General features: G+C 63.6%; 19 protein-coding genes and 1 pseudogene. 7 read left to right on the top strand and 13 right to left on the bottom strand.

The window, feature by feature from the left end; translation table 11 throughout:
- Positions 1–5: 5 nt before the first annotated feature.
- Both Q2M23_RS05320 and Q2M23_RS05315 read left to right on the top strand, forming a co-directional pair.
- The gene (locus Q2M23_RS05320; RefSeq protein WP_316394827.1) at positions 6–1184 is read left to right on the top strand and encodes a muconate/chloromuconate family cycloisomerase; all 1179 of its coding nucleotides are present in this window, start codon (positions 6–8) and stop codon (positions 1182–1184) included.
- 186 nt (positions 1185–1370) lie between these two features.
- On the top strand, positions 1371–2267 hold the full coding sequence (locus Q2M23_RS05315; protein WP_316394824.1) for a LysR family transcriptional regulator: 897 nt from the start codon (positions 1371–1373) through the stop codon (positions 2265–2267).
- Positions 2268–2276: 9 nt separating this feature from the next.
- Here Q2M23_RS05315 and dusA read toward each other — a convergent pair whose 3' ends face one another.
- Together dusA and Q2M23_RS05305 are read right to left on the bottom strand one after the other, a co-directional pair.
- Positions 2277–3272, bottom strand: coding sequence for a tRNA dihydrouridine(20/20a) synthase DusA (gene dusA / locus Q2M23_RS05310; RefSeq protein ID WP_256520561.1), 996 nt, complete (start codon positions 3270–3272; stop codon positions 2277–2279).
- 407 nt (positions 3273–3679) lie between these two features.
- Positions 3680–3952, bottom strand: a pseudogene (locus tag Q2M23_RS05305) (conjugal transfer protein TraG); the annotation flags it as partial.
- A 481-nt stretch (positions 3953–4433) separates the two neighbouring features.
- Here Q2M23_RS05305 and Q2M23_RS05300 point away from each other — a divergent pair.
- Positions 4434–5099, top strand: a complete 666-nt coding sequence (locus Q2M23_RS05300; RefSeq protein ID WP_316394821.1) for a hypothetical protein — start codon at positions 4434–4436, stop codon at positions 5097–5099.
- Positions 5096–5686 (top strand): RES family NAD+ phosphorylase, encoded by a 591-nt coding sequence (locus Q2M23_RS05295; protein WP_076826425.1) that lies wholly within the window; start codon positions 5096–5098, stop codon positions 5684–5686. Before Q2M23_RS05300 ends, Q2M23_RS05295 begins: the two co-directional genes overlap by 4 nt.
- Before the next feature lie 27 nt (positions 5687–5713).
- On the opposite strand, the gene Q2M23_RS05290 is transcribed toward Q2M23_RS05295, so the two are convergent.
- Positions 5714–5956, bottom strand: a complete 243-nt coding sequence (locus tag Q2M23_RS05290; RefSeq protein ID WP_244558751.1) for a DUF3363 domain-containing protein — start codon at positions 5954–5956, stop codon at positions 5714–5716.
- Between Q2M23_RS05290 and Q2M23_RS05285 the strand changes: the two genes are divergently transcribed.
- Positions 5925–6215 carry a DUF2000 family protein gene (locus Q2M23_RS05285; protein WP_307720385.1) on the top strand — a complete coding sequence of 97 codons (291 nt, stop codon included), beginning with the start codon at positions 5925–5927 and terminating at the stop codon, positions 6213–6215. The genes Q2M23_RS05290 and Q2M23_RS05285 overlap by 32 nt on opposite strands.
- 209 nt (positions 6216–6424) lie before the next feature.
- On the opposite strand, the gene Q2M23_RS05280 is transcribed toward Q2M23_RS05285, so the two are convergent.
- A complete protein-coding gene (locus tag Q2M23_RS05280; RefSeq protein WP_316394815.1) occupies positions 6425–7219 on the bottom strand; it encodes an enoyl-CoA hydratase/isomerase family protein in 795 nt (264 codons plus the stop codon).
- Between the two features lie 189 nt (positions 7220–7408).
- On the opposite strand from Q2M23_RS05280, the gene Q2M23_RS05275 reads away from it, so the two are divergent.
- Positions 7409–7918 carry a ParB N-terminal domain-containing protein gene (locus Q2M23_RS05275; RefSeq protein WP_141342327.1) on the top strand — a complete coding sequence of 170 codons (510 nt, stop codon included), beginning with the start codon at positions 7409–7411 and terminating at the stop codon, positions 7916–7918.
- A gap of 219 nt (positions 7919–8137) precedes the next feature.
- Here the strand turns inward: Q2M23_RS05275 and Q2M23_RS05270 are convergent, their stop codons facing one another.
- The 7 genes from Q2M23_RS05270 to Q2M23_RS05240 all read right to left on the bottom strand — a co-directional run bounded on the left by Q2M23_RS05270 (position 8138) and on the right by Q2M23_RS05240 (position 15025).
- Positions 8138–8539 (bottom strand): Zn-ribbon domain-containing OB-fold protein, encoded by a 402-nt coding sequence (locus Q2M23_RS05270; protein ID WP_141342326.1) that lies wholly within the window; start codon positions 8537–8539, stop codon positions 8138–8140.
- A gap of 83 nt (positions 8540–8622) precedes the next feature.
- A complete protein-coding gene (locus Q2M23_RS05265) occupies positions 8623–9819 on the bottom strand; it encodes a thiolase C-terminal domain-containing protein (protein WP_316394811.1) in 1197 nt (398 codons plus the stop codon).
- Positions 9816–11099: a CoA transferase gene (locus Q2M23_RS05260; RefSeq protein ID WP_316394809.1), complete on the bottom strand. Its 1284-nt coding sequence runs from the start codon at positions 11097–11099 to the stop codon at positions 9816–9818. Before Q2M23_RS05260 ends, Q2M23_RS05265 begins: the two co-directional genes overlap by 4 nt.
- Positions 11100–11152: 53 nt before the next feature.
- The gene (locus Q2M23_RS05255) at positions 11153–12376 is read right to left on the bottom strand and encodes an ABC transporter substrate-binding protein (RefSeq protein ID WP_316394807.1); all 1224 of its coding nucleotides are present in this window, start codon (positions 12374–12376) and stop codon (positions 11153–11155) included.
- 27 nt (positions 12377–12403) lie between these two features.
- The gene (locus Q2M23_RS05250; protein WP_141342322.1) at positions 12404–13369 is read right to left on the bottom strand and encodes a PDR/VanB family oxidoreductase; all 966 of its coding nucleotides are present in this window, start codon (positions 13367–13369) and stop codon (positions 12404–12406) included.
- A complete protein-coding gene (locus tag Q2M23_RS05245; protein WP_141342321.1) occupies positions 13366–14685 on the bottom strand; it encodes a Rieske 2Fe-2S domain-containing protein in 1320 nt (439 codons plus the stop codon). The genes Q2M23_RS05250 and Q2M23_RS05245 overlap by 4 nt, the downstream gene beginning before the upstream one ends.
- 13 nt (positions 14686–14698) lie before the next feature.
- Positions 14699–15025, bottom strand: a complete 327-nt coding sequence (locus tag Q2M23_RS05240; RefSeq protein ID WP_141342320.1) for a hypothetical protein — start codon at positions 15023–15025, stop codon at positions 14699–14701.
- 207 nt (positions 15026–15232) lie between these two features.
- Between Q2M23_RS05240 and Q2M23_RS05235 the strand changes: the two genes are divergently transcribed.
- On the top strand, positions 15233–15727 hold the full coding sequence (locus Q2M23_RS05235) for a MarR family winged helix-turn-helix transcriptional regulator (protein WP_253587174.1): 495 nt from the start codon (positions 15233–15235) through the stop codon (positions 15725–15727).
- Positions 15728–15748: 21 nt separating this feature from the next.
- On the opposite strand, the gene Q2M23_RS05230 is transcribed toward Q2M23_RS05235, so the two are convergent.
- Together Q2M23_RS05230 and Q2M23_RS05225 are read right to left on the bottom strand one after the other, a co-directional pair.
- On the bottom strand, positions 15749–16942 hold the full coding sequence (locus tag Q2M23_RS05230; RefSeq protein ID WP_141342319.1) for a CaiB/BaiF CoA transferase family protein: 1194 nt from the start codon (positions 16940–16942) through the stop codon (positions 15749–15751).
- 10 nt (positions 16943–16952) lie between these two features.
- Positions 16953–19190, bottom strand: a complete 2238-nt coding sequence (locus Q2M23_RS05225) for an acyl-CoA dehydrogenase (protein WP_316394798.1) — start codon at positions 19188–19190, stop codon at positions 16953–16955.
- Between the last annotated feature and the right edge of the window lie 4 nt (positions 19191–19194).

The raw sequence follows: 19194 nt of genomic DNA, 5'->3' as shown, positions 1-19194 counted from the left end.
GACATATGAGTCGTGCCGTGATCGAAATCGCCGAGCCCGTGGAGCGCGTGCAGGCTCACGCAAAGGACACTGCGATCCGCAGCATCCGCGCGACCATCGTGGAGGCACCGACCCGCCGCCGGCACAAGCTCTCGAACACGGAAGTCACGCATCAGGGTTACGTGCTGGTGCGCGTCCTGCTCGATAACGGCGTGACGGGCATCGGCGAAGCCTCGACGCTCGGCGGGCCGCGCTGGGCCGAGGAGAGCGTGGAGTCGATCAACGCCGCGGTCACGAATTATCTGGCGCCGGCGCTGCTCGGACAGCCTGCGCTCGCCTTCGAAGCCAATGCCTTGCGCATGAGCAAGGCCGCCACCCGCAATTTCGCCGCCAAGGGCGCCATCGAGTCCGCCCTGCTTGACGCCGCCGGCAAGACGCTCGGCCTGCCCGCCAGCGCGCTGCTCGGCGGCGCCGTGCGCGAACGCATGGAGGTGATCTGGGCGCTGGCGTCGGGCGACAGCGGCCAGGAGGTGGAAGAAGCGGAAGAGAAGCTGCGGCGCCGCGAACACCGTCAGTTCAAGATCAAGTTCGGCTTCAACCGGCCGCAGGTCGATCTGAAGCGGCTGCAAGCGCTGCGCGCCGGCCTCGGCGACGAGGTGCGCCTGATCGTCGATGTCAACCAGGGCTGGACCGAGGCCGAATGCATCCGTTTCATGCCCGCGCTGGAGGAGCTGGATGTTGCCCTGATCGAACAACCGGTGTCGGCGCTGCAACTGGAAGCGATGGCGCGGGTCGCGGCCCGCACTTCGATCCCGTTGCTGGTGGACGAAGCGGCTTTCACCAAGGAGGAAATCGCGCGCGCGGGCGCGATGGGCTGCGGCAGCGTCTACTCGCTGAAGCTCGTCAAGAGCGGCGGCCTGTTCGAGATGAAGCGCGCCGCTGCGGTCGCGGCCGCGCACGGGCTCGAGCTCTATGGCGGCTGCCTGCTGGAGAGCAGCATCGGCGCGGCGGCGCATCTCGCCGCCTTCGCCACCCTGCCCAGGCTCGAATGGGGCACCGAACATTTCGGTCCGCGAATCCTGGTGGAGGATCTGGTCGTCAAGCCGATCAGATTCGACGAGTTCGAGATCTGCGTCCCTGATGGCCCCGGTCTCGGCGTAGAGGTCGACGAGGACAAGATCCGCACCTTCGCCCGGAAGGACTAACCGGATGGCGTCGTTCCCGCGGACAATTGACAATCCACGGACCCACGCCCAGTCTTCGCGTCGGAACCATCGTCTCGATCGTGCGCACATGACCACGCGATATCGAACCCGGCAGGGTTTTTCCGCCGCTTCCGCGGAAGCGCGCGAGCAAGCGTTCGGCTAGCCGTGACCGATCGCGACGATGTCATGGATCTCAGGCGGCTGGTCTATTTCGTCGCCGTCGCCGAGGAATTGCATTTCGGCCGTGCTGCATCGCGGCTCGCGATCGCGCAGCCGCCGCTCAGCCGGCAGATTGCGCAACTCGAGAGCGATCTCGGCGTCATGCTGATCGACCGGAGCCGCAGCCAGATCAGGCTGACCCAGGCTGGCGGCGTTCTGCTGGAACGCGCGCGCGACGTGCTGGAGCGGCTCGACCGCACGCACCGCGAGATCAAGCGGATCGGCGAAGGCTTTTCCGGGCACCTGCGCGTCGCCTTCGTCGGATCGGCGACCTATGGCGTGCTGCCAAGCGTGATCCAGGCGTTTCGTTCGGCCTATCCTGACGTCGAGCTCGCGCTTTCGGCGATGAACAACGCCGAGCAGAAGCGCGCGGTGATCCAGCGCGAGATCGATATCGCCATCGCCCGCCCCTCGCTCGACGACGAGGAGCTGAAGTCCGAGCCGCTGCTGCAGGAGCCGCTGATCCTCTCGCTCTCTGACACTTCGCCCCTGCTCGAGCAAAAGGTCCCGCGGCTGGCGGCGCTGAAGGCCGAGACGTTCGTCCTCTACCCGCGCAAGCCGCGCCCGAGCTTCGCCGACCACATCCTCAATATCTGCCTCGAAGAAGGCTTCATTCCGAAATCGCAGGTGCTGGCCCAGGACTATCAGACCGCGATCAGCCTGGTGTCGGTCGGCGTCGGCATCGCGCTGGTGCCGAAATCGGTCTCGGAGGCAGAGCGACCCGGCGTCGCCTACCGCGCCTATGAGGGACACAATCCGGGCACTGCGCTGTCGCTGAACTACCGGCGCGACAACCGGATGCCGCATCTGTTCAATTTCCTGAAGGTCGCACAAGACGTCACGCGGCGTCAGCGCAAGCCATAACGATCGCCCTCAGGCCGCGACCGCCGCCGGCGTGCGATCGTCGACGCATGCGATCGCCTCGCGCAGCACATCGATGTCAGCCCCCGGCCGAACGCCGTTCTCCGCGAGGTGCCTGCGGAACGCACGCGCGCCCGGGACGCCATGGAAGGCGCCGACGAAATGCCGCGTGATCGAATGCAGTCGCGTGCCTTCGGCAAGCCGCCGCTCGATATAGGGCAGCATCGCCGCGAACACGTCCTTCATCGTCACGTGCGGCGCAGTCTCGCCGAACAGCTCGGAATCGACGGTGAGCAGCCGCCACGGCTCCTGATAGGCCGCCCGCCCCAGCATCACGCCATCGACATGCGCCAGATGCTGCTTCGCTTCGGCGAGGCTCGTGATGCCGCCGTTGATGATGATTGGCACATCCGGCAACGCCGCCTTGAGGCGATAGACCCGATCGTAGTCGAGCGGCGGGATGTCGCGGTTCTCCTTCGGCGACAATCCGTTGAGCCAGGCCTTGCGCGCGTGCACGACGAGCGCGGCCGCGCCCGCGGCAATCACGGCGCGCGCCAGCGTATCGAGCGCGACTTCCGGATCCTGGTCGTCGATGCCGATCCGGCATTTCACCGTGACGGGAATCCGCACCGCGCGCTTCATCGCCGCAACGCCTTCGGCGACCAGCGCGGGCTCGGCCATCAGGCAGGCGCCGAAGCGGCCATCCTTCACCCGATCGGAGGGACAGCCGACATTGAGATTGATCTCGTCGTAACCGAACTGCTCGCCGATCCCTGCGGCGGTCGCCAGATCGCGCGGGTCGGAACCGCCGAGCTGCAACGCCACCGGATGCTCGCTGGCATCGAAGCCGAGCAGCCGGGCCCGGTCGCCGTGGATAATGGCGCCGGTCGTCAGCATCTCCGTATAGAGCCGCGCCCGCCGCGACATCAGCCGATGGAAGACCCGGCAATGCCGGTCGGTCCAGTCCATCATGGGTGCCACAGAAAAGAGATAGTCTTGCGATTCCAATGATTTACCTTAAGCTCTCAATGGGATGTAACAAGAACGAGTACCCGCCAAATTTGCTGAATTTGCACACGTTTGTACCCGATTTAACCTCTAGACGCACACGTATCGCACACCGTTTGGGAAAAGCACACGACCATGGCCACCTTCACTCAGTTGCCGTCAGGGAACTGGCGGGTCCAAGTTCGCCGCAAGAACCGTTATGTGGCAGAGACCTTTCGCCGCCGCAAGGACGGCGAGGAATGGGCGCTCGACGTGGAGCGCAATGTTGATCGTAGCGGATCACCCAAACCGCGCGCTGCCGGAAAAGCGAAGACCTTCGGCGACATCATTGATCTGCACATTCAAGACATGCGCGACGTCGGCCGCCCCCCTCGCCGATCCAAAGCGGCCGTACTGAAGGCGCTCAAGATTGCAAACAGCGCGCCCGCAATGCCGCCAGCCGCGGCGATAGCCCCGCCCTCCGCAAATATCTCGGGCGCATAGGGCTCATAGGCGAACCACCATTCGAACAATCGCCAGGGCAGGTAGACCGGATAGCCGCTAATGGCGAACCACGGCGCGCCAAGCCGCGCCTGAAATCCGAGCGCCGCCGCCGTCCATTGCGTCGCTCCCCATGTCGACGCGATGACGATGCCGAAGACAACGGTGATCTGACCGACGTAGATTTTTGCCGGAAACATTGTCCGCCCCACTCGACGCTCGCAACGAGCGCGGCGAGATGAAAAGCGGGATGACGGCTCGCATTCAACCTGAATAAAAATCGCCGTCGGCAACGAGATCCGGCTCGATCAAACCCATCGAAGCAAGATCATTGTCGCGGCAGTCTCGGCGTGGGTGAGGAAGCTCCTCAATTGAAGGTGAATGGCATGATCAAACTGGATCACTGGTTCGGCCTTGCCCAGGATTGGTGATCGCGCATGCGCACACCGGCGAATGAACGAATCGAACGAGGGCCGCTTGTGCCTTCAACGTCGATGGTCGCATCGACCGTCAGCCTGAAAAAGGGCGCACGGTGACGAAAGCACTATCGCCGCGCGACGGGCTGCGCGATGGCAGCGATCTCGTACACGGATCAATTATACTACTATAATACCTCTGTTGTGGTTTGTCAAAGTTGACAAAGTTGCATTCGATACCGATATTGAAGGCGGAGTTCAGCTCATGTCCAAGGCACAGTCAAAGCCCTCCGGTACCGAGGATCTGTCCGTCCACGAGGACGGTGTGATGATGGTACTTAAGCAGAAACCCGCGGCCCTGAAGAGCCTCGCGCTTCCTGCCGACGCGCAGGTCGCCATCGTTTCCAAAAGCGTGACCGCACTGCAGAAGGTGCGTGAGCAGAACAAGCAACTAACGGGGCAATCATTCCGGTTCTTCTCCGAGGCGGCGAAGAAAACCGCTGTCGTCAACAAGGACGCATTCGCGCCCAATGCCCGCGCGCTCGCCGTTCTCGAGGGCGTCCGCATTGCGCAGGAGGATCTTCGGCGATCCGGCGGTGCGTATGATCTGGACCAGGTCAGAACGCTCCTGCGGGGCATCTCCCGGCAGGCCGTCGACAAGCGCGTGCAGGAAGGCAGCCTCCTTGCGGTACCGGGTCCCAGCAACCACCGAAGCTTTCCGACGCTTCAGTTCAACGTCGACGGCACCGTCGTCGAAGGTCTCAAGTCCGTCCAGGAGGCGCTGCCGACCAACAACCCCTGGACGGTTCTGAACTTCCTCGCCCAGCCTGACGACCGGTTGGGCGGCCGCAAGCCGATCGACCTCCTGAGGGAAGGCAAGGTTGAACTTGTGGTCGAGGCCGCCCGGCGCATGGCTCAGCAAGGCGCGTGAGCGCTCCGCTGCCGCCGGACGATCTCGATCGTCGCCGTCCCCGCCAGGTCCGGCTGCGGGCGGGTACGGTCGTTCACCGGTTCTACACCGCCGGGTACGATCCAATCTTCTTCGATACATCGCGTCTCGGCCGGCTGAATGCGCCCGACGGGAGCTATGGCGTTCTCTATGCCGCCCGAGAGCCTTTTGGCGCCTTCGCGGAGACGTTCCTCCGCGTGCCGGGACGGACGCTGCTCGACCCCAGCCTGCTCCGTCGCAAGGCCTATGCTCGCCTCAAGATCACGGCAGATCTTTCGCTGGTCAGACTGGCCGGCCCCTCCCTCGCCATTCTCGGCGCGACCGCCGAGCTGGTGCATGGCGGACTGCCTTACGACGTGCCGCAGGCCTGGTCGAAGGCGCTTTTCAGCCATCCGCTCAATCCCGATGGCATCGCCTATTACGCCCGCCACGACGACGAAGGTCTCTGCTATGCGCTGTTCGATCGCGCACTCAGCTCAGTCAGAGAAATCGATCGACAGACCAACCTCGATCAGGACTGGTTCTGGCGCCTTGCGCAGCGATACAGGGTCGGACTTGCACCCGGCTAGCCGCGTCGAAGTCGGAGAGGCTCTGGACTAGCGTCCGATGCCGCGCTTCATTCCGATCGACCAGGAAATGCCCTCTCCGCCGACGCTGCCGCTGACGAGTTGGCCACGCGCGCGCTCCAGAACCGGCCGCCAGGGCACCAGGACGAATTCGCGCGACTGCTCGATCAGCGCGTACCGTCCGCTACTGAGCGTGAGCATTCGCTTGTAGACGCCGCTGAGGCTGTCGCCGGCCCTGACGTTGCGATATTCGCGCCCCGTAAGCTTGCCCACACATGCAAACCGTCCGGTACCAATTCTGCAAGCCACGCCCGAAGCGCTGTCCGTACTGCTGACGCGCGCGCAGCCATTGGCGAGCGGCGCCGTTTTGGTCCCCTTTCCTCAATTCGCCAGGGGACTCCACCGCTTTGAGGACTATCTCGCCGAATTTCCGCTGCGCGCGCTCTCGAACGAGACGATTGACGGCTTGGGCTTCTACGGGCCCGAGAAATGGGTTCGGTCGCTGACCGGCAATTTGAAGCTCTTGCGCTGAAGATAACGCCCCGTCGTGAACCTGAGGACTGACCTCATCATGAGCATGGTCGTGTACCCTTACGCCATGGCGCCATCCCCGCTCAAGCATAGCTGCGAGGTGCTCTCGTTGGGATATTAAGACTTCCAGCCCTCGTGAGCCACGTTTCAAGCTCACCGGGAAGCCCTCGCGTGCGAGCGTCCGGCTACCTCAAGGGGAGCCGTGTGACATTAGAGCTTCTGGATTTCGGCTGGTGGTCGGCCGGCCCGCAGGCCTTCCCGAGCCGAAGCTGTCCTCATCACGGTGGAAAAGCTTTTGCGCTCGTCAGCCAGGCCTTCGGCCAACAGACGGTCGAGAGCTGACCGGGTAAGGCGCTTGGCAAAGGCCAGGCCTTCGGCACTTCGGCCCGATAGCTCAGCGCCGATCTCAAGGGAACGCGCGAGCGGATCGGCGACGACCTCATGCACAATTCCGATTTCGTGCGCGCGCTGTCCCGTCACTGTCAGGCCACGAAGGATCATCTCGAGCGCCCTGGCCTCTCCAACGATCCTGGGCAAACGCTGTGTACCGCCACCACCCGGAAAGATGCCGATGCGCGTTTCCGGAAGCCCAATCGCCGTAACACTGCTCCCGGCGATGCGCAGGTCGCAGGCCAGCGAAAGCTCGAAGCCTCCTCCCATGCACAGGCCATTGATAGCCGCAATGACCGGCTTGTCGACCGCTGCAATCGCATCCGTCAGCGCGTGGAAACCGGGTGGTCGAGGACCAGGCGACGGCGGGGCGCGAGGCGCTCCGCGCTCAATCGCGTCTGCGGCCTCAGAGAGTTCCCCAACGTCGTAGTGACGGATGAAGATGCCAGGTAGGCCCCCTGTAATGACAATGACCCGGACCGATAGGGCCATCCCTGCAGCGGCTACCGCATCGAACATCTCAGCCGCCCCGACGGCCGTCATGGTGCCGAATGGGGCGTTAGCATAGGTGATGACACGGATCGCGTCGTGATCCTGGATGGAAACAAGGCGCATAGCCTACTCTCACTGCAACCGCTCGCCGGACAATCACGCGTTGGCGCTGCACCGCTCAGAATGCGCCCGGCTCCCGCACCGATCAAGCCTCGGCGCGCTAAGATTGCCATTGCAGCCGCGCGGTTCATTCTTAAAATCCTGCCTCTCCGGCATACGTTTCGGACGGGCCTGTACAGCGGAGTAGACGTTATGCCCAAACCGGAAAGCTTCCCAATCGAGAAGATCTACGTTCCCGTGAAAAGAAGGAAGGCAATCAAGCCTCAAGTCGTCGAGGAGATCGCTGGAAGCATTCTGGAAATCGGACAACAAACCCCCATTCTCGTCAGGCCCGACGAAGACCGCTTCGTTCTGGTCGAGGGACTACAGCGGCTCGAAGCTTGCAAGGCGCTTGGAGAGACGACGATTGTGGGAATCGTGGTCTCGGCGGAGGATGCTCAGCAAAGGACGCTCTTGTCCGAGGGACCCGAAGCAGATGCAGAACGCGACAAGATGGCGCGATTGAAAAAGCTGCGTCTTGAGAAGGAAGCTGCAGAAAGTTCGAGTGCTGCCTTGAACCGGACGGATAAGCAGCGAGCCCGCTCGGCAAGGGGCGCGGGCGAGAACCCGAGAACAACGCCAAGCCGGACCTCAGCGCCGACGCCGAAAAAGACGTTGTCAGATTGGATCGCCCAGCAGAAGCGCGACGGTGGCCGTTATTGATTGCCCGCCTTCGGTCCTGCATCCAACGTCATCTAGCTGGCGATGGATTTTTCTTGATCTCTCGCTGCTCAAGCGATCTTCTAAGCCACAGCAATACTTGAACTTTCGCCCCATCCATCCTGCGCTCGTTTGAGCCAGCTTAAGCCAAGAGAAATAACGTCGACACACCGGGTCCGGCTCGTCTGCGTCTGGATTATTCTTGCCAATCCACAAAACTTGTTAGCCGGTCGAGTGACCGTCCACCCGGTCAGCGCCTTGCTTCAGCCGCCATTGCAGCAACGAAAAGGATGGATCGGACTCCGGGTGATGTTCGAAGACTCCTCCAACCTCAGTTCCGATGACCACGGTCTGGCGCGGATCGCCCAGCAGATTACCCACCATGCGCACGCCACCGGCGTGTGGTAGCTCGACGAGCAGCGCGAGATACGGGCCGTGCTGCTTTAGCGCCGGGTATGACGGATGCCACACGCGTTCCCAACTGTAGATGCGGCCGGTCGGCTCGACGTCCGTCCACCTAAGGTCAAAGGAATGACAATTGTGGCAAATCCATTCAGGCCCGAACTGCCAGGAACGGCAGCGGACGCAGCGTTGCACCAGCAGGCGGTTTTCCCGCAGGCCCATCCAATACGGCGCCGAAAGCCCATCTGGGTCACTGACCGGAATGGGCAACCCGGCAGGGAGATAGTGCGCACGTGAAGACCCACTCATAGCGTCGCCTCTGAACCCAGAATGAGGTTGCTGGCCGGCGTCACCATCGGGCCGCCGATCACCAGCGCCACATCATTTCGTCGAGCCTGGCTCGCCGACGCGCCACGCACCTGACGAACCGCTTCCAACACCAGCTCAAAGCCGTGCATGTAGCATTCGGCAAGGTTGCCGCCACTGGTGTTGAGCGGGAGCCTCCCGGATGGAGCGATCAAATTGTCGAAGGTCAGGAAGTCGTTGGCCTTCTCGGGCCTGAAGAAGCCGTGCTCCGCCAGCGCCATCACGACACCGCCGGTGAAGTTCTCGTACGCCTGGACCACACCGACATCTGACGGCCCTACCCCGGCCATGCGGTACAGATCGGATGCAACGGTGCCGAAGTTCGCGGTGGCGTAGAGCGGCGCATTGTGCGCCGTTGCCGCCGCACGATGTCCGGATCCGAAGGCCGCACCGAGCAGATAGGCCGGCTTGTGCCGGAAGTCGCTGGCGCGCTCTGCCGATACCAGCACCAATGCCGCTGCGCCGTCATTTTCCATGCAGCAATCGTAAAGATGGAAGGGCTCCACGATCCAGCGCGAGGCATCGTACTTCTCGATATCCAGCGGCTTGCCTCGCATCACCGCGCGCGGGTTGGCCTGGGCATGATGATAGGAGGCGAGCGCAATCGCGCGCAAAGCCTCCTGTCGCACGCCATGCTCGTGCATGTAGCGTTGCACCCGCATGGCAAAGCGCTGCGGGGGAGCCAGCACCCCATAGGGCATCAGATAGGACCGTTCGCCCGAAACGGTGTGAATCCCGGCTGCCTGTCCGAAACGGCCATATTGGCCCTGCGCCAATGAGCGGAACACCACGACACAATCGGCAAGGCCCGCGACGATCGAGGCGGCCGCATTGGCAACCGCCGCGCTGCAACCGCCGCCGCCTCCGCCCCATTGCATGGTCGCGGAGCGCAGTCGATGCGTACCCAGCGCCGCAGCCAGCCGTGACGCCTCGCTGCGATCGTCGCTGTAGGACGAGAAGCCATCGATCTCGCGGGGATCGAGCCCGGCATCCTCGCAAGCCGCCAGGATCGCCTTCAACGCGAGCTTGAATTCCGGATCGGGAGAAGCGCCATGACGATAATATTCGGTTTCACCGATCCCGATCACGGCCACACGGCCCCGCAGCGTGCGCTCGTCTCGCGCGCGCCCGGTCACGGTTTGGCATCCTGTCGCGAAGCCTCGCTGCCGAAGGCTCCGCCTCCGGCAAGGCGCGCGATCTCCGTCTTGTCGTAGCCGAGCAACTCAAGCAGCACGTTCTCGGTGTGCTGCCCAACTGCCGGTGCCGCAACGGGATCCACGATCGGTGTCCGCGAATACCGGATCGGCAGGTTCACGTTCGGCACCCACCCCACCGTCTCATGCGGGATCCGGGTGACGATCCCGCGCTCCCTCGCCTCGGGCGAACGGATCGCCTCGCCGACGGTGCGCAGCTGGCCGCAGGGCACGCCGGCCGCCCGCATCCGCGACTGCCAGTGCGACCAGGGCTGCCGGGCAAAGGCATCGCCGAGGATCGCGAACAACTCCTCGCGCCGGCGGATTCGATCGGGGCCGGTTGCATAGATTTCGGCCCCCGCGAGATCCTCGCGCTCGAGAACCTGCGCCGTCAGGCGCTGGAAGATCTTGTCGTTGCCGCAGTTGATATAGAAGGAGCAATCGCTGGCCTGGAACACACCCGACGGACACGTGTCCGGGCTGGTGTTGCCGCTTCGCCTCGGATCGGCACCGCTAAAGAGCGACTGCGTGGTCGCGTAGCCGGTCATCAGGACGGCGTTCTCGAACAATGACACCTCGACGGCCTGGCCGTGCCCGCTGCGCTCGCGCGCCAACAGGGCGCCAAGGATCGCATTGCTGGCCATCATCGCAGTGCTGATGTCCATCACCGGCGACAAAGCCCGCACGCCTTCGCGGTCGGCATAGCCGTTCATCGACACGAAGCCGCTCTCGACCTGCGCGATCGGATCAAAGCCAAGCCGGTCCGAAAATGCCCCGTCGCGGCCATAGGCCGACACCGAGCAGTAGATGATCTCGGGTTTGATCTTGCGGCAGCTCTCGTAGTCGAGCCCCAGCCGTGCCATCACGCTCGCGGAAAAATTCTCGACAAGGACGTCCGCCGTCGCGATCAGCTCGCGCGCGATCTTCAGGCCCTCGAGGGATTTGAGATCGAGGGCGACGCTGCGCTTGTTCCGGTTGGTCCACAGGAACGGCGCACCGTGCCTGAGATCGGGATGCACCGGGGGATAACGGCGCAGATCGTCGCCGCGGCCCGGCGCTTCGATCTTGATCACCTCGGCCCCCATGTCGGCGAGGATCATGGTGGCAAACGGCCCCGCGATGAAATGCGAGAAATCGATCACCCGGATCGCCTCAAGCGCTCTTGGCGCGCCGGCGGGACGAGGCGTGTGCTCGGGGAAGTCGGCTTCAAGCTGATCCAGCATCGGGATATCCGTCAATTTGAGCAGTGTTGATCCAAGGATCGCGGCCGTCGTCGTCAATTGCTCTTCGGCGGGTCGACGAGCGAGCAACCGCCCTGGTCGAGCGGCCGGAAGGCTTCCGGCCCGGACAGCGCGCCGACCTGCTCCAGCAGGTCCCACTTGCTCTTCGAGGCACCCGGGCTCTTCACCTTGAAGATGTACATGTTGTGGATGGCGCGGCCGTCGGCGCGTACCACGACTGGCCCGAACAAGGCGTCATCGATCGGCTTCTCCTTCAGCTTCTGGATCACGGCCGGCGCGTCATTGGTTCCCGCCGCCAGCGCCGCGTTCAGATAGGCCAGCACGGAGGAATAGACGCCGGCGTGGAAGGCGGTCGGCGACTGCCCATGCTGCCGCTCGCCGAATTTGGTCGACCAGGCGCGGCTGGCATCGTCGAGGTCCCAGTAGAACGGCTGCGTGATGATCAGCCCCTCCCCGACCGCAAGCCCGCTAGACTCGACATCGTTGGTGGTGGTCAATAGCGCGGCGAAGGTGCGCCCGCTCTGCTTCAGCCCGAACTCGGCGGATTGCTTGATCAGGCTGACGGTGTCGCCACCGGCGGTCGCGAACGCGATCACGTCGGCGCCCGAGCCTTCGGCCTGCAGGATGAACGAGGCATAGTCCGCATTGTTGATCGGTACATTGACCGATCCGAGAACGGTCCCGCCGCCGGCACCGATCACCGCCGTTCCGTCGCGCACCATCGATTTGCCGAGCGCATTGTCGGTGGCGATGAAGTACCATTTCTTGCCGCCGTGATGCACGAGATAGGCGCCGATGGTGTGAGAGGCCGCCCAGGTATCGAAGGTCCACTGAATCGTATTGGGTGAGCAGTATTTCCCGGTCAGGTCGGACGACGCCGCGCTCGATGCGATCAGCGCCGCTTTGGTGCCGCGCATGACCTCGTTGACCGCCAGCCCAACGGCCGAGTTCGGCACGTCGGCGACCGCATCGACCTTCTCCTGATCGATCCAGCGGCGCGCGATGGCGGCGCCGACATCAGCCTTGTTCTGGTGATCCGCCGAGACGATCTCGACCTTGAAATCCGGATGAAGCCGCATGAAGTCCTCGGCCGCCATTTTGGCCGCTGTCACAGAACCTTCGCCGGCATTGTCCGAGTAAGGGCCGGACGCGTCGTTGAGCACGCCGATCTTCAGAGACCGCGCGGCGACCGCCGTCGCCGGCGAACCGGCACAAAAGGCCAGGAGAGCTATTCCGGCTATCTGCGAAAGATACTTCATTGTTTCCACCCGTCGTATGTTGTTGTGTTAGAGATCGAGCACAAGCGTCCGGGACTTGGCGCCCGAGCAGCAGATCATGACGCTCTTGTTCGCCGCCTGCTCTTCGTTGCTCAGGAACTGGTCGCGATGGTCGGGTATGCCCTCGAGCACGCGCGTCTCGCAGGTGCCGCAGACACCTTCGGTACAGGCATAGTTCGCGGCGATCCCGGCCTCCAGCAGCGCATCGAGGATCGTCTTGCCGGGCTCGACTGCAATCGTGCGGTTGCTTCGCGCCAGCTTGACGTCGAAGCCACCTTCGGTGGCTGGAGCTTCCCGGGCCTTGAAATATTCGACATGTACGTGATCGGCCGGGCGATCGGCCGTCGTCGCCTCGAGCGCCTCGAGCATGGGCACCGGACCGCAACAGTAGAGATGCGCGCGAGGCGGAGCGTTCCTGACGAGCGCCGGGAGATCGAACACCCGTCCCGATCGCTCGTCGTCGAAATCGAGATGTACCCTCGATCGATACGTGCCGAGTTCGTCGAGGAATGCGGCAGCGGCGCGCGTCCTCGCGGCATAGAACAGCTCCCAGTGACGTCCAAGCGCCTCAAGCCGTCGGATCATCGACAGCAGCGGCGTGATGCCGATGCCCCCGGCGATCAGGACAGAATGGTCGGCCTCCTCGCGGAGCGCGAAGTTATTCCGCGGCTCGGAGATCCTTATGATGTTCCCGACCCTGACGGTGTCGTGGACAAAGCTGGACCCACCCCGGCTCTCGCCATCCCTGTTCACCGCGATGACATACCGGTGCCGCTCGCATTGGTCGTTTACCAGCGAATAGCTGCGGATCATGCCGTTCGGCAGATGCAGGTCGATGTGGCTCCCGGCCGTGAACGGCGTCAGTTCGCCGCCCGTCGGGGCAATCAGCTCATACGAATTGATCCGCTCGGCCTCATATCCGATACGCTTGACCAGCACCTCCAGCGTACCAGCCGTGTGTTCGAATGCGCTCACAGCTCGTACCCGAAATCGGCGCCAAGCTTCGCACGCATGAACGGCGCGCCGACGTCAACCCACAAATCCTCCGGCGGCAACCGCAGCGAGACCGCTCGCACCATGAACACGTCCGGGTCCAAGACTCCTTTGGGCTTGATCGCGTGATCGCGATAGGCGCCAAGCGCTTCAAGAATGAAACGTCGCGTCATCGCGATGCCGGTATCACTTGAGCAGAGCGTCTCCTTGGTGCGATCAAAGATCGGCGAGACGCCGCTTTGGCAGGCGCCGTCCTGCACCCAGAGCCCCGGCAGGCCCGAGAACCAGGTGGTCCGCTGCGCCTCGTAGTCGAACTGAAAGCCGTTCTGCGGATTGTATTTCGTCCAGTAGCCTGCGTATGGGACCGTCACCGGGTGCTGGACGAGCGCGTGGCGGCTAGCATGACCACTCTCGCGGCCCTTGTGTCCTTCGGCGAAGACCTGCCGGGTTTTCTCCAGCAGCGGCTCCGATGGATGATAGGAGAACATGATGCAGAGCGTGTTCTCGTCATCGATCGGGACCCAGGCGTGCCCGCTCAAATCCGGGAACGGAGACAGCGGAGGCACCAGCGTATAGAACGGCAGCAGGAACTGGTTGACCCGCCAGTACAGCGTGTTGGCATCGTAATTGCGCCGCGCGGCGATGCTCATGCCGAAATCCTGCTTAATGCATTCGAAGGTCGGGCGCAGGTCGCGCTTCTGGATCCAGGCGCTCGTCGTGCCCTGCGCATCCAGTCGTCCATGAAGCAGCGGCGCGTGCGCTGAATCGATCTCACCCTCGACCGCCTGCAGCCAATTGCACTCCTGGACGCGAACCGAGATGTGCACCTGCTCGGCAGGCACCAGATTCCATTCGAGATTCGGCAGCGGCGGAAGCTCAGCCTGGTCGGGACCCATATAGGTCCAGATCATCCCGTTGCGCTCCTTGCAGGGATAGGCCTTGATCCGCACCCGCTCCTTGAGGCGACTGCGCACTGGCTCTGCCGGCATGTCAGTCACGGCGCCGGTGACGTCGAATTTCCAGCCGTGATAGACGCAGCGCAGCCCGCAATCCTCATTTCGTGCAAAGACCAGCGGCGCTCCGCGATGCGGGCAGGCCTGGTCGACCAGCCCGATGCGCCCCTCGGAATCGCGAAAGGCGACGAGATCCTCGCCCAGCAGCCGGATGCGCTTCGGCTGCCCGTCCGCGGCGAGATCAGCCGACGGCAGGAAAGGAATCCAGTACAGGCGGAAAAGTTCGCCGAGTGGCGTTCCCTTGCCGACCCTCACCAGCCGTTCATTGTCTTCGCGCGAGAGCATGGGGTCGCCTCCTTCAATTGCGTGTGGCCGGGCCTGCCGCGCCGCCGAGAAGCGCGGCGACACGGTCAGACAGTCCGAGATCCTGGGCGGTCCAGAGCGGATCGGATGCGGTGAGCGGCTGGCGTGGAATGGGAGGTTGCTTGCCCTGCTCCACCAGGCCGACAATCAATTCGATGCGCCGCCGCTCGAGCTCGCGCAGAGCGTCCTCGACGACGGCGGCTTCAGCCGTGCACCCCGGCAGCTCCGGATAGGCAAGGCGAACCCGCCACTTCCCCGGCTCGGTTTCGACTGCCTCCGCCTCAAGCAAATAGGGAATCGACAGCAGCTCACGCAGGTCCAAGTTTCAACCTCCCTGAACGACGTCTTCGCATCGCATTTGATACGTATACGTACTACATTATCGGAAGGCTGGCAAGAGCCGAGGCCGACCCTGTCTCCCTCAGAAAGAGGCTGGTGACGTGGTTCGCCACAGGGTTGAGGACGATCAGCCAAGCTGCTAACGGCTAGGACGCAATTCGCAGAACGCAGCTGGGATCCAGACAACGGCATGGCAGCCGATAAAGGCAAGCAGACAACCTCGGCGGCAGACGTTGCACGCGACTGGCAGCTCGAGGGTGGTGTCGGATTCCTGTTGCGTCTGCTGGAGGCCCGCTACGATGGGCTTTATCAAAGCATGACGCGCCAGAGCGATATCACGCCGCGGCAGTTCGGTGTGCTGATGGCGCTGTATCAGTTAGGTCCTTTAACCCCCTCCGTGTTGGCCGAACGGATCAGCTGCGACCGCAACACGCTCAGCGAAATGCTGAAGCGCATGGTCGCGCGCAGACTGGTCTCGAAGAAAGACAATCCGGACGACCGCCGCTCGCTCCAGGTGCAGATCACGGCTAAAGGCGAGGAAGCGCTTCTCGCCGTCATTCCGGCCGCCACCGAGCTGCAAAACATCATGCTGGCCCCCCTTCGCAAGGAGGACCGCGCGCATTTCCTGAAATGCCTGTTGGCGATCGCGAAGGCTCCGCCGCCGGACAGTCCGGCCGATACGTGAAATCGCCGGCGTCCAGCGGCCCTACGCCTGCACCTTCCCGAACGTGCCCGCAGCGGCGAGCGTCGCGATTGCGTCCGGCGACAGGCCCAGGATCCGCGACAGCACATCGTCCCGCTGCGCGCCGATCCCGGGAACTCGACGTCCCATCGGCGTATCGGCCCCGGACATCTGCCATGGCGCATTGACGCCGATGAAGTCACCTGCCCCGTCCGAGACGGTCCCAAACACCCCACGTTGGCGCAAATGGGCATCGGTCAGCGCCGCGCCCGGCGTCCGGTACTCGGCGCAGGGAACACCGGCGCGATCCAGCGCCGCGATGCATTCAGCAACGGTGTGGCGTTCGGTCCATTTCTCGATCACCTGCATCATGGCGGTCCAATTGGCGCCGCGCGCTGGAATGGTCGAAAAGCGCGGATCGTTCACCAACTCTTCCTGCCCGGTCACCTCGCACAGCGCCGCGAAATTACGCGGCGTGACCGGGGCGATCAGAATATCGCCATCGCGCGCGCGGACCGGCCCATAGGTCGGGCGCGGCGAACGGATCGGGAATTGCGCCTCCTGAAGCTCATAGACCAGCAGATTCATCATGCAGTCCATCAAGGCTACATCGACGCGCTGTCCTTTCCCGGTGCGCGTTCGCTGGACCATCGCGGTCTGGATCGCGGAATAGCCGAAGATGCCGCCGAGGATATCGGCGACAAAGATCGCGCCCGGCGCGGGACGCTCCCGGTCACCGGCATAACGCATCAAGGAGTGATCGAATCCGCTCTCGGCATGGACGATCATCGCATAAGCCGCGCGCTCGGCTGCTGGGCCTGACTGGCCATAACCCGAGATCGAGCAATAGATGAGGCGCGGGTTGATCTCGCAGAGCGTCTCGTAGCCAAGACCAAGGCGGTCCATCACGCCAGGGCGGAAATTCTCGACGAGAATGTCCGCCTCCGCGACCATGCGATGTACGAGCCTGATGGCGTCGGCATTCTTCAGGTCCAGCGCCAGGCTACGCTTGCCGGCATTGAGCTGGCCGAAATAGGTGCTGTGGCCTTCGCGCAGCGGCGTTCGCAACCGCATGTCATCGCCTTCCGGAGGCTCGATCTTGATGACCTCGGCGCCGACGTCGGCGAGCAGCCGCGCGCAATACGGCCCTGCCACCATGATCGAGAAATCGAGCACGCGCACGCCGGTGAGCGGCGCCCTGTCGCCATCCTTCTGCATCCGATCTCTCCTATCTCGGCAGCCCGAGCGCGCGTTGCGCGATCAGACTGCGCTGAATCTCGTTGGTCCCGATGCTGATGACCCACATCAGCGAATGCCGCAGGCTTTGCTCGAAGCGACCGTTGTCGATCGCGCCCGGCATCTGCTCGGACAGCGCGGCACGCATGCCAAGGATGTCGAGCGCAGCCTCGCCGAATCGCTCCATCAGCTCACCGGAGAACACCTTGCTGATCGCGCCATATTCCGGCGGCGTCACGCCGTCGGCGGCAAGTTCGGCGCAACGCATCATCAAGAGACGGCCGATCTCGATCTCTGACGCCAAGGTCACCATCCTGTCGCGGATGATTGGATCATCGGCGAGAGACCGATCACCTTGCTTCGCCATCACTTGCGAACGCAGTTGCTCGAAGGCGTGCGCGACCTTCAGGACGATCCCGCCACCAACCAGCCCGCGCTCGAAGGCCAGCGCGCCGGTCAACACTTTCCAACCGCCATTGACCTCGCCGACCAGGTTCTCGGCGGGGATGCGGACGTTGTCGTAAAAGATGTTGGCAAACGTGCCATCATACATGGTTGCTGATGGACTGATCGTGATGCCCGGCACATCCATCGGCACGATGAACATGCTGATGCCCGCGTGTGGCGGCTTCGCGTCCTTGTCGGTCCGCGCGGCGAGGAACATGTATTTGCCCCACCAGGTGGTGGTCCAGATCTTCTGGCCGTTGATCACCCAGTGATCGCCGTCCCTGGCCGCACTGGTGCGCAGCGCGGCAAGGTCCGACCCTGCCTGCGGCTCGCTGTAGCCCATGCCATGCATCGCTTCGCCACGCAGGATTTCCGGAAGGTATTTCTGCTGCTGCGCTGCCGTGCCGAACATCATCAGCGCATTGGCCTGGATCGCCGCGCCGATCCGCGGCGCCTCGCCCCGCTCCATGGTCTCCATGAAGGCGATCTGCTCCAGGGGCGAGCGCGCCTGGCCGCCGAATTGCTCTGGCCATCCGAGCCCGATCCATCCGGTCTCACCGATGTCGCGGGCGAAGCCGGCATCGAACTCACGCTTGGCGAAGGGCCTTCCGTCGAATGCTTGCTTCGTATCTCCAGTCCAGTGTTGCTCGAGCCAGAGCCGGATCTGCTCGCGAAACGCATTTCCAGCGGCCCCGAGGTCATATTGCGGCAGCCCGACGCCGCCCGCATCCAACAGCCGCGCTGCCAGCCTGCTCTTGGCATCCGAGACGCCGCCAAGCGCGATCGTATCGAGATGCACGCGCTTGAAGTGGATTGGCGCCTCGTGCTCTTCGGCATAACCGATCGCACCGAACGTATGCTGGACCTCCAGCGACACCTGCCGTAGCGCATGACCGGAGAACGCCGATGCGCAATCGGCGAAGTAGCGCCAGCCGCCCTCGCCGCCGTCATGCAGTCTGGCGGCATGGTCGAGGATCAACCTGACGCCTTCGAGCGCAATCAGGCAGTCGGCCAGCTTGTGCTGGATGGCCTGGAACCTGCCGATCGGCTGCCCGAACTGGTGCCGTTCCTTGGCGTAGTCCACGGCGAGCTCAAAGGCACGCCGCGCCGCGCCATAGGCACGCGCGGTCAACATCGCTCTGCCCTTGATGCGGAGATGGTCGAGATCGACTGTATCTATGGGAATGCGCGTGAGCGGCGCTTCGTTCAGCCGGACCTCGTAGAGTCCCCACGCTCCCATCGCGCGGGTTGCGACGCACTCGACACCGGGACCGTCAAGATTGATCAGCCCAAGCTGGGCCTGGTCAAGAACGACCAGAAGGTGCGTCGCGCCTCCGGCAGCCTCGACAAAACGAAGCACGCCCTTTGCCTTGAGGTCCGTGACCTCAACCGCTCCTGTGCCGGCGTCCGGATCCAGCGCACCAAATGAGAAGGCGACGGTCGCCTCCCCGGACTGCAGCCGCTCCAGCAGATCCACCGCGACGTCGACCTGCGATCCGGAGATCGCAAGATTGGCGAGCGCCGCAGACCACATCGGCGCCGTGCAGCCGGCCCGGCCGAGTTCCGCCATGACGACGAGGATTTCGGCGAGCCCGCCTTCGCTGCTCTCCGTACCAAGCGCGGCGACGCCCTGCCCAACGAGCTTGCGCCAGATCGCCGACACCTCGTCCGGCGAGGACGATGCGGCTAAACCGAGTGGAAGCCAATGCTCGTCCAGGAAACCGCGCAAGGAATCGCGCAGCATTCCTGCGACATCGTCATTCGAGGCTTCGATCGCCGCCATGGTG

It is taken from the genome of Bradyrhizobium sp. 33ap4 (assembly GCF_032654765.1).
GTDB lineage: Bacteria > Pseudomonadota > Alphaproteobacteria > Rhizobiales > Xanthobacteraceae > Bradyrhizobium > Bradyrhizobium australafricanum.
The sequence above is the reverse complement of the archived record's forward strand: the minus strand, read 5'-3'. Positions and strand labels throughout refer to the sequence as shown.